Raw genomic sequence first — 8,097 nt, forward strand, 5'->3', positions numbered from 1 at the left:
GGTCACTTTCATCACTGCTGAAAGGAAGGTTACCTATAAACAGTTTATTCTGTTGCATGGTAAATAGGTCTCCAAGTATTGATTACCTTGAAACATTTTTATCTCTCTTTTTATTTTGAAGGGAGAGGAAAAACGGTTTCTGTGCTCAAGGCTTTCGGAATCATTTCCTGAATAGGGTCGTTCTGGTGAACCAATCACTCACCGGGTCCGGACAGTCCATAACTGGATATAGTGAGTATCTTTAATACCGTGGCCTGTCTGTTAAGCCACTCATCCAGATTATAACTTCATTGCTCTATGTCAAGCATGAAGTTGAAGCAGGTCACGATTGTGTTATCTTCCACGGAAGCCGGCACAAGAACGGAGACCAAGAGCGTCAAGAGAAGACCACTGAGCAGTGGTTTGTTACTGAATCGGGATTTTTCGGGGCTCGTATTGATGAAAAAACTGGTGCTAAATGGATCAGCCAGGAATCGGGGGCGCATTCATGGCGAGCAGATGCGTGAAGAAATCAGCGAAGTGCTGGATTACTACCGGTCACGTTTTCTTAAAGACAGGGAAAGATTGCAGTCTCATCTTGATCTGCTGATGCAGAAGGTTCTGTCATTCCGGCCTCATTACAAAGAGGAAATGGATGCCATTGCAGAGGCCGCAGGCGTTGAGCCTTTTTGGATCTATTGCATGAATGCCCGCAGTGAGCTGATGTCCTCTCCCATCGAGTGTTCTTCTGTGGCATTCCCCGGGCAGGGGCTGATAGGGCAGAACTGGGACTGGGCTGAAGCACTGGCAGGCCACCTGGCTCTGGCGGATATTGAACTCGAAAACGGTCACCGATTGTTGACCATGACTGAGCCGGGCATGCTGGCCAAAATTGGAATGAACTCTGCGGGGTTGGGTGTCTGTCTGAATATTCTGCCCGCCACTCAAAAACTGACCGGCTTACCTGTTCACATTTTACTAAGGGCGTTGCTGGAATCTCAAAGTCTTCAGGAAGCCCGTTCCCTGATCCGGACGAACGGGGCAGGCAAAGCCAGTCACATCATTGTAGCGGACAAAAATGAAACGATAGCGGTGGAGTTGGCACCTGATGAGCCCTGGTTCCAATCTACGGAACAGGATACTTATCTGCATACCAATCATTACTTTCAGTCAGGTCAGGCTCAACCGACGTCATCAAAGCCTTGCACTGAGACCCGACTCAAAAGACTGCAGGATGAATTACTGTATAATCCTGAACTGAATCTTAAGACTATGAGGCAACTGCTTGATAATAATGAAAAACCTTTCCCGGTTTTGAGGCCCTACAGCTATCACGAACTGACCGGGAATGCAGGCACTCTGGTGACCCTGATGATGGACCTTGGTAAACGACAAATGTTGTTGAGAGAGGGGCATGACCCCGAGCAGGGGTTTGAGAGCTATTGTTTTGGTAGTCTCAATGCTGGGATCATGTGTGAGTAGCATGGTATGTTGAAATAACCATGAGTTGCTCTTTGCAAAGAGCACATATTGATGAGACTGTCAGGAGATTAAACGGGAGTCTAATGTCCGAAACGATCACCAAGAAGCGCAAGCGAGCCGCCAAAGAAAAGACGGTGCCCAGAGCCATAACAGGTATCCGTGACTCGGGTTCAGGCGAAGAGGTTGCCCAAGCCAGTGCTCTGGTATTGAGATTCAGGGAAGCGGGAATGTTATTCCTGCTGGTGCTGGCTGCCTTTACTGCATTGGCGCTGTTTTCGTACAGCCCTACTGATCCCGGCTGGAGTTATGTCGGGTATGAAGGAGAAGTGGCAAACAGCACAGGCAAAGCGGGAGCCTGGTTCAGTGATGTCTTGTTTTCCCTGTTCGGTGTTTTCGCCTGGTGGATACCGGTTCTGCTGGTCATTAAAACGGTGCTGGTTTTCCGGTATCGATACAGTGCCTGGCACTGGCAGCCCGGCTGGTTTGTCATGCGCTCACTGGGTTTGCTGCTGGCTCTGGCGACAGGGGCAGCATTAGCCGCTATTCATCTGGAAGGAGCGGGTGAAAGCCTGCCTGCCCGGAGTGGTGGTATTCTGGGTCGAATGATCATGGAACAGTCACTGCCTGTTTTTAATCTGATCGGCAGTACATTGATTTTGCTGGCTATTTTTCTGGTGGGATTCACTCTGTATACCCATCTGTCATGGTTTCAGGTGCTGGATGCTACCGGTCGGTTGTTAAAGATAGCATTTGCCAAATTGGGCAAGGGTATTTTCGGATTGGCAGAAGTCGTCAAGTCTCGTATCGCCAGATGGAAAGAGCAGCGCGAACTGGATCGTGAGGCTTTTCAGGGGGCAGCACAGCCCAAACCTGCTCAGGAGCCTGTCGACGTTTCCCCCGGAGAGCGCCAGGAGCCTGTGTTGGTTCTCCCGGCCCCGAAGTCAGAGGAACAAGTCGGCAAAATGGCCGTGGCCCGGAATATCGCTGCAGCCGATGAAATGGCCTTCGCTGTCGGAGAGAACGTCGTTGAAATTCCACCGGAAGGTGAACTTCCCGGAGTGGGCTTACTCGACAAAATCCAGGATCATGGCAACGGCGTTAAACAGGAAGAGCTGGATATTGTCTCCCGGCTGTTGGAAGCCAAGCTGGCAGACTTTGCTGTCAAAGCTGAAGTGGTGGCTGTGCATCCGGGCCCGGTGATTACCCGCTATGAGATTCAGCCTGCGCCGGGTGTTAAGGCCAGTAAGATTTCCAATTTGGCAAGGGATCTTGCCCGTTCTTTGGCTGTGGTCAGTGTCCGGGTCGTTGAAGTGATTCCCGGCAAGTCAGTGATGGGCATCGAAATCCCGAACGACGACCGGGAAACCGTATTCTTTGCCGAGTTGATTGCTTCCAGAGCTTATGAAAAAGCAGCATCGCCACTCAGTCTGGCGCTTGGACATGATATTGCCGGTCAGCCGGTGGTGGTGGATCTGGCAAAAATGCCGCACTTGCTGGTGGCGGGTACCACCGGTTCAGGTAAGTCGGTTGGCGTTAATGCCATGCTGCTCTCCATGCTGTTCAAGTCAGGGCCGGAAGACGTTCGTCTTATTATGATTGACCCAAAAATGCTGGAACTGTCGATTTACGACGGTATTCCTCATTTGCTTTCTCCCGTCGTGACCGACATGAAAGAAGCCGCCAATGCCCTGCGCTGGTGTGTGGCGGAAATGGAGCGTCGCTATAAGCTGATGGCGGCCCTGGGGGTAAGAAATATTGCTGGCTATAACAAAAAGGTCAAAGAAGCGAAGGCCGCCGGTAAACCTCTTCGTGATCCATTCTATGAAGCCATGACCCTCGGTGATCTGGCCCCTGAGCTTGAAGCGCTGCCTTTTATTGTGGTGGTGGTGGATGAATTTGCCGACATGATGATGATTGTCGGGAAGAAGGTGGAAGAGCTGATCGCCCGGATTGCCCAGAAAGCCCGTGCTGCGGGTATCCATCTGATACTGGCAACTCAGCGTCCCTCGGTGGATGTCATTACGGGCCTGATCAAGGCTAACGTTCCGACTCGCATTAGTTTCCAGGTGTCCAGTAAAATTGACTCCCGCACCATCATTGATCAGGGCGGGGCAGAGCAATTGCTGGGTCATGGCGACATGCTCTACCTGCCGCCGGGCACCAGTGTTCCTATTCGTGTTCATGGTGCTTTTGTCAGCGATGATGAAGTGCACAGAGTGGTAGCCGATTGGAAGAAACGGGGCCAGCCTGATTATGTGGATGCTGTTCTCAGTGGCGCAGAGACGGCTTCTGACGGCAATGCTATCAGTGGTGGGCTGGACGAAGATTCAGAGCAGGATGCCCTCTATGATGAAGCTGTTGCTTTTGTGACTGAAAGCCGCAGGGCATCAATTTCGTCAGTGCAGCGTAAATTAAAGATCGGTTACAACCGTGCTGCCCGTATCATAGAGACGATGGAAGTAGCCGGCGTGGTAAGCCCGGCAGGTCATAATGGTAATCGTGAGGTGATCGCACCACCTCCCGTGAAGGGTTAATGTTGAGTGTTTAAGAAAGTTTTTCAAGTAACTGTAATTACAGCTGTTTTCAGTGTCTCGTTGCAGGTGATGGCCGTCCCGCCGGGTAATGCTCCGGCAACTACCCTGACGGCTCAATCAGTGAAGACAGTGGATGTCAGCAAAGGTCTGAACGACGAGAAAGCCTCTCAGTCTCTGGCAGAAAAGCTGGAGTCCCTGAAAAGTCTGAGCGCTCATTTCCGGCAGGAAGCCGTCTCTTCCGATGGTCGTACCCAGACAGAATCCGGTGAGATGCAGATGAAACGCCCTGATCTTTTTCGCTGGGTAACCAGGGAACCTTTTGAACAGGAAATCGTTGCCCACGGCAACAGAGTGTGGATGGTCGATCGTGAACTCCAGCAAGTGATCATCCAGAAGCAGGATGCGCGCATGGCGAATACGCCAGCCAAACTGCTGACAGGGAATGCCCGTGAGCTGCTGAAACAGTACAACGTTTCTGTCTACAGCAAGGGCCGGAATGAGCAATACACCCTGACACCCAAAGAGGAGTCAGATCTGTTTGAAAAGCTGGATATTGATTTTCGCCAGGGGACGCTGGTCTCCATTGCATTGTCAGATTCTCTGGGTGGCAAGCGCAGGATTCAGTTCTCCAAGGTCAAAGAAAACACACAGTTGAATGACAACTTGTTTGAGGTAAGCCCTCCCAAAGGCTTTGATGTGATTGATGAGACTCGGGGTTAACGGTGTATTCTGCTGGTTTGTTTGATGACGAGTCATCCCGATATGAGCCACTTGCCGCACGCATGAGGCCTCGCAACCTGAGCGAATACCTGGGTCAGGAGCACATTCTGGCCAGGGGCAAGCCTCTGCGTGAAGCCCTGGAGCAGGGTGCTATTCACTCCATGATTTTCTGGGGCCCTCCCGGGGTTGGAAAAACCACTCTGGCCCGGTTGGTGGCCGGTGTCTGCGACGCCCACTTTGAAACGCTTTCAGCAGTGCTCTCCGGTGTCAAAGACATTCGGGCTGCGGTAGCCAGAGCCCGGGATGAGCAGATGGCCCGTCAGCGGAAAACCATTCTGTTTGTGGATGAGGTGCATCGCTTTAACAAGTCCCAGCAGGACGCCTTTTTGCCCCATATTGAGGATGGCACTATCACATTTATCGGTGCGACTACCGAGAACCCTTCCTTTGAGTTGAACAACGCCTTGCTCTCCCGCGCGCGGGTTTATGTGTTAAAACCCCTGACGGACGATGCGCTCAGGGAAGTGCTTCATCAGGCGTTATCAGACGAAAGGGGTTATAAGGACAGTCCTGTTTCCCTTGAGCCTGAAGCTGAGGATATCCTGGTGCGTTATGGCGATGGCGATGCCAGAAGAGTTCTGAATATTCTGGAAGTAGCGGCAGATCTCAGTGAAGATGGACAGGTTAAAGCGGCAACAGTGTCGGAGATTCTGGCTGACAGTGGCCGACGCTTCGACAAGGGCGGTGATGCGTTTTACGATCAGATTTCAGCATTTCACAAATCCGTGCGAGGCTCTGATCCCGATGCCGCACTCTACTGGGCAGCCAGAATGGTGGATGGCGGTGCCGATCCGCTTTATATCATTCGCAGACTGGTAGCGATTGCCAGCGAAGACATTGGTAATGCTGATCCGAGAGCACTGGAAATGACCATGAATGCCTGGCAGGCCTATGAACGGCTGGGCAGCCCGGAAGGTTTGCTGGCGCTGGCCCATGCCACTGTTTATTGTGCCTGTGCTCCGAAGAGTAACGCTGTCTATCTGGCCTGGAAGGCTGCAATGGCCGACGTCAAAGGCAACCCTTCCTTTGACGTACCGAACCATCTCAGAAATGCCCCCACCCAACTGATGGGATCTCTGGGCTATGGGGCTGAATACCGCTATGCCCATGACGAGCCCAATGCCTATGCAGCCGGTGAATGTTATTTTCCAGAGAATATGGAAGCCAGAAAGTACTACCAGCCCAATGATCGCGGGTTGGAAATCAAGATTCGGGAGAAGCTTGAGAAACTGGCGCAATGGAATCAGCAGAGCCCTGTTCGTCGTCGCTAGCAGGCTGCTAACAGGTAACCGCTCTGTAATTCATTTTGCCTGAAAAACCATGAATGCTGCCGGATAGTCTGGCAGCTCTTTCACTATCTGATGTTCCAACAGACGCCACTGGGCCTGCTCACCGATTTCACAGAGCTGCGCAATACTTTCCGGGAAGTCACACTGGCTGACGTGATCCAGAACAATGTTCTGCCAGTCACTTTGCAGTGCCGGGATACTTCTGAAATACTCGCCAACCTTCTCGATGTATTGATCCCGGCTCTGATGATCGAGCCTTATGGCATCAATCAGCACAAACAGGGTGTCGGGTTCGGCCTTATTCCTGAGTTCCGAGAAAAGTGCCTGTTTTTCCGTCAGGGAGCCGTGATGAATGGCGAAGCTGCTGAAGATCAGGTTGTAGGAGCCGTTAACCGGCAGGGGGGCGAAAATGTCACTGAGAAAAAACTCTGCATCGACACCGGGTTGCCTCATGTTCTGTTTGGCCATGGCTAACACAGATTCAGCAAGATCGACCGCAGTGTAGGAGGTCAGTGATAGCTCGCGGGTCATCTCTGCAGCCAGTGATGCATCGCCGCAACCCAGATCGAGCAAATGAACTGCCTGATGACCGAAGTGCTGTCTGAGTTTACGGGTGGCGAGACGCATCAGCTGCTGGTGACCCATGATATTGTTATCGACCAGCCAGCGGTAGCACTGCCATTGCTCATTGAAAATATCGACTTCTGAACGATGTTTCATTGGCTTACCGGGATGTGCTCTGATGATGAAACCAAAGATGGGGTGACCACTATTATTGAAGCAGGTCAGGGGTGTCTGTCCAGTGGGTTGACTTGTTTGTCTTACTGCTAATCCCCTGGAACTCATGGTATCTTGGCGAAAATATAACTCTACAAGTCTGGTTTTGCCTGAGATGGCTTAATTGTAAGTCATAAAATTTGACCGAATGATGTCAGAGGCAAGGCTGTGACCAGAAAACAGACAGGAATTATGATGCAAGCTACACACTGGATAGCCATTGCTGCAGGTGGTGCACTGGGAGCCGTTCTGAGGGCATTTGTCTATGAGCTGTTTGTGCTGACCCGTAATCCTCATCTGCATCATTATCCGACTCTGACAGTTAACCTTGTGGGGTCAGTCCTCATGGGTATTTGCTGGTACCTGTTGGCAGAAAAAGCCATGTTGTCACCGACCTGGAAAATCTTTGTGATGACCGGCTTTCTGGGAGCCATGACTACCTTTTCAACCTTCTCTCTGGATCTGATGAGGTTGCTTCAATCTGATCAGTTTCTGACAGCCCTGGCCTATGGGCTTGGCAGTGTGCTCGTTTGCTTGCTGGGCACCTGGCTGGGTTATCAGGGTATCCGCTGGGCACTTTAGAGCTTGAATACAAACTCAACCATTTATCGCTTTTTCTGTACCGGCCAGTCGATTGTCCTAGACTTTTCAATTCTTTAGGGAAAAAAAATTTAAGAAAAAATTCGTTAGTGAAAAGGAGGTATAGGATGTATCTTTTTCGAATTATTGGGTCTGTTTTTATCAGTTTGATACTGGTTTCTTCCTGTTGGAGTAGTGTTGATTCACCCGAGCAGAAAGCCTTCAGGAATGCTGAGCGGAGTGTCAATCGTCTTTATTTTGACTACGTCTTTGCGGAAGAAAACGAGAGACTCTTAAGAGCCATCATGGTTTCTGTACGAAGACTCTATGACCGCTATGAGCTGGATCAGTGGCTGGAAGGTTACTCTGCACCAGGCAATCAGACAGAGGCCCGGCAGCAGCTACTCACCAGGCTGATCCAACAGGCCGCCCGGCATACTGTTGCGGAAATCAGTGGTAATGAGGAGTTGTTTGGCAGTGATCGTTCCATGTTTCATCTCCTGCAGGCACTGAGCAATGCGCCATCCATGCAGGAATCTCTGGATGTTGCTCACTGGTTCCACTTCCGGCCGGTCATGCTTCAGGGTGTCTTGGCTGAAGATCGCATGGACTCAATGGAGGCGCTGATTCAGGAAGCTGTGCAGAACAGTTTCAGAGAGTTTCCATCCAATCGACTT

Annotated in this window: 7 protein-coding genes; 6 read left to right on the top strand and 1 reads right to left on the bottom strand. The window is 51.1% G+C overall.

Features of this window, described 5'->3' with window-relative positions:
- Positions 1 to 330: 330 nt before the first annotated feature.
- From KDK17_RS03675 to KDK17_RS03690, 4 genes are all read left to right on the top strand, one after another.
- The gene (locus tag KDK17_RS03675) at positions 331 to 1,461 is read left to right on the top strand and encodes a C45 family peptidase (protein WP_257287371.1); all 1,131 of its coding nucleotides are present in this window, start codon (positions 331 to 333) and stop codon (positions 1,459 to 1,461) included.
- Between the two features lie 83 nt (positions 1,462 to 1,544).
- The gene (locus tag KDK17_RS03680) at positions 1,545 to 3,995 is read left to right on the top strand and encodes a DNA translocase FtsK (RefSeq protein WP_257287372.1); all 2,451 of its coding nucleotides are present in this window, start codon (positions 1,545 to 1,547) and stop codon (positions 3,993 to 3,995) included.
- 69 nt (positions 3,996 to 4,064) lie between these two features.
- Entirely contained in the window at positions 4,065 to 4,715 is a 651-nt protein-coding gene (lolA, locus tag KDK17_RS03685; protein WP_257255588.1) for an outer membrane lipoprotein chaperone LolA, read from the top strand.
- A 62-nt stretch (positions 4,716 to 4,777) separates the two neighbouring features.
- Positions 4,778 to 6,046 (top strand): replication-associated recombination protein A, encoded by a 1,269-nt coding sequence (locus tag KDK17_RS03690; RefSeq protein ID WP_257274347.1) that lies wholly within the window; start codon positions 4,778 to 4,780, stop codon positions 6,044 to 6,046.
- 30 nt (positions 6,047 to 6,076) lie between these two features.
- Here the strand turns inward: KDK17_RS03690 and KDK17_RS03695 are convergent, their stop codons facing one another.
- Entirely contained in the window at positions 6,077 to 6,784 is a 708-nt protein-coding gene (locus KDK17_RS03695; protein ID WP_257287373.1) for a class I SAM-dependent methyltransferase, read from the bottom strand.
- A gap of 225 nt (positions 6,785 to 7,009) precedes the next feature.
- On the opposite strand from KDK17_RS03695, the gene crcB reads away from it, so the two are divergent.
- Positions 7,010 to 7,423, top strand: coding sequence for a fluoride efflux transporter CrcB (gene crcB, locus KDK17_RS03700; RefSeq protein ID WP_257255591.1), 414 nt, complete (start codon positions 7,010 to 7,012; stop codon positions 7,421 to 7,423).
- A 125-nt stretch (positions 7,424 to 7,548) separates the two neighbouring features.
- A partial coding sequence (locus KDK17_RS03705) for a hypothetical protein (protein WP_257274885.1) occupies positions 7,549 to 8,097 on the top strand: 549 nt, incomplete at its 3' end.

This window comes from Endozoicomonas sp. SESOKO2 (assembly GCF_024606245.1).
Lineage (GTDB): Bacteria > Pseudomonadota > Gammaproteobacteria > Pseudomonadales > Endozoicomonadaceae > Endozoicomonas_A.

What these genes read in the sequence shown, in the direction of transcription:
- KDK17_RS03680 (WP_257287372.1), top strand. Translation starts at nt 1,545, where the DNA reads ATGTCCGAAACGATCACCAAGAAGCGCAAGCGAGCCGCCAAAGAAAAG.
- KDK17_RS03695 (WP_257287373.1), bottom strand. Translation starts at nt 6,784, where the DNA reads ATGAAACATCGTTCAGAAGTCGATATTTTCAATGAGCAATGGCAGTGC.
- KDK17_RS03690 (WP_257274347.1), top strand. Translation starts at nt 4,778, where the DNA reads ATGAGGCCTCGCAACCTGAGCGAATACCTGGGTCAGGAGCACATTCTG.
- lolA (WP_257255588.1), top strand. Translation starts at nt 4,065, where the DNA reads ATGGCCGTCCCGCCGGGTAATGCTCCGGCAACTACCCTGACGGCTCAA.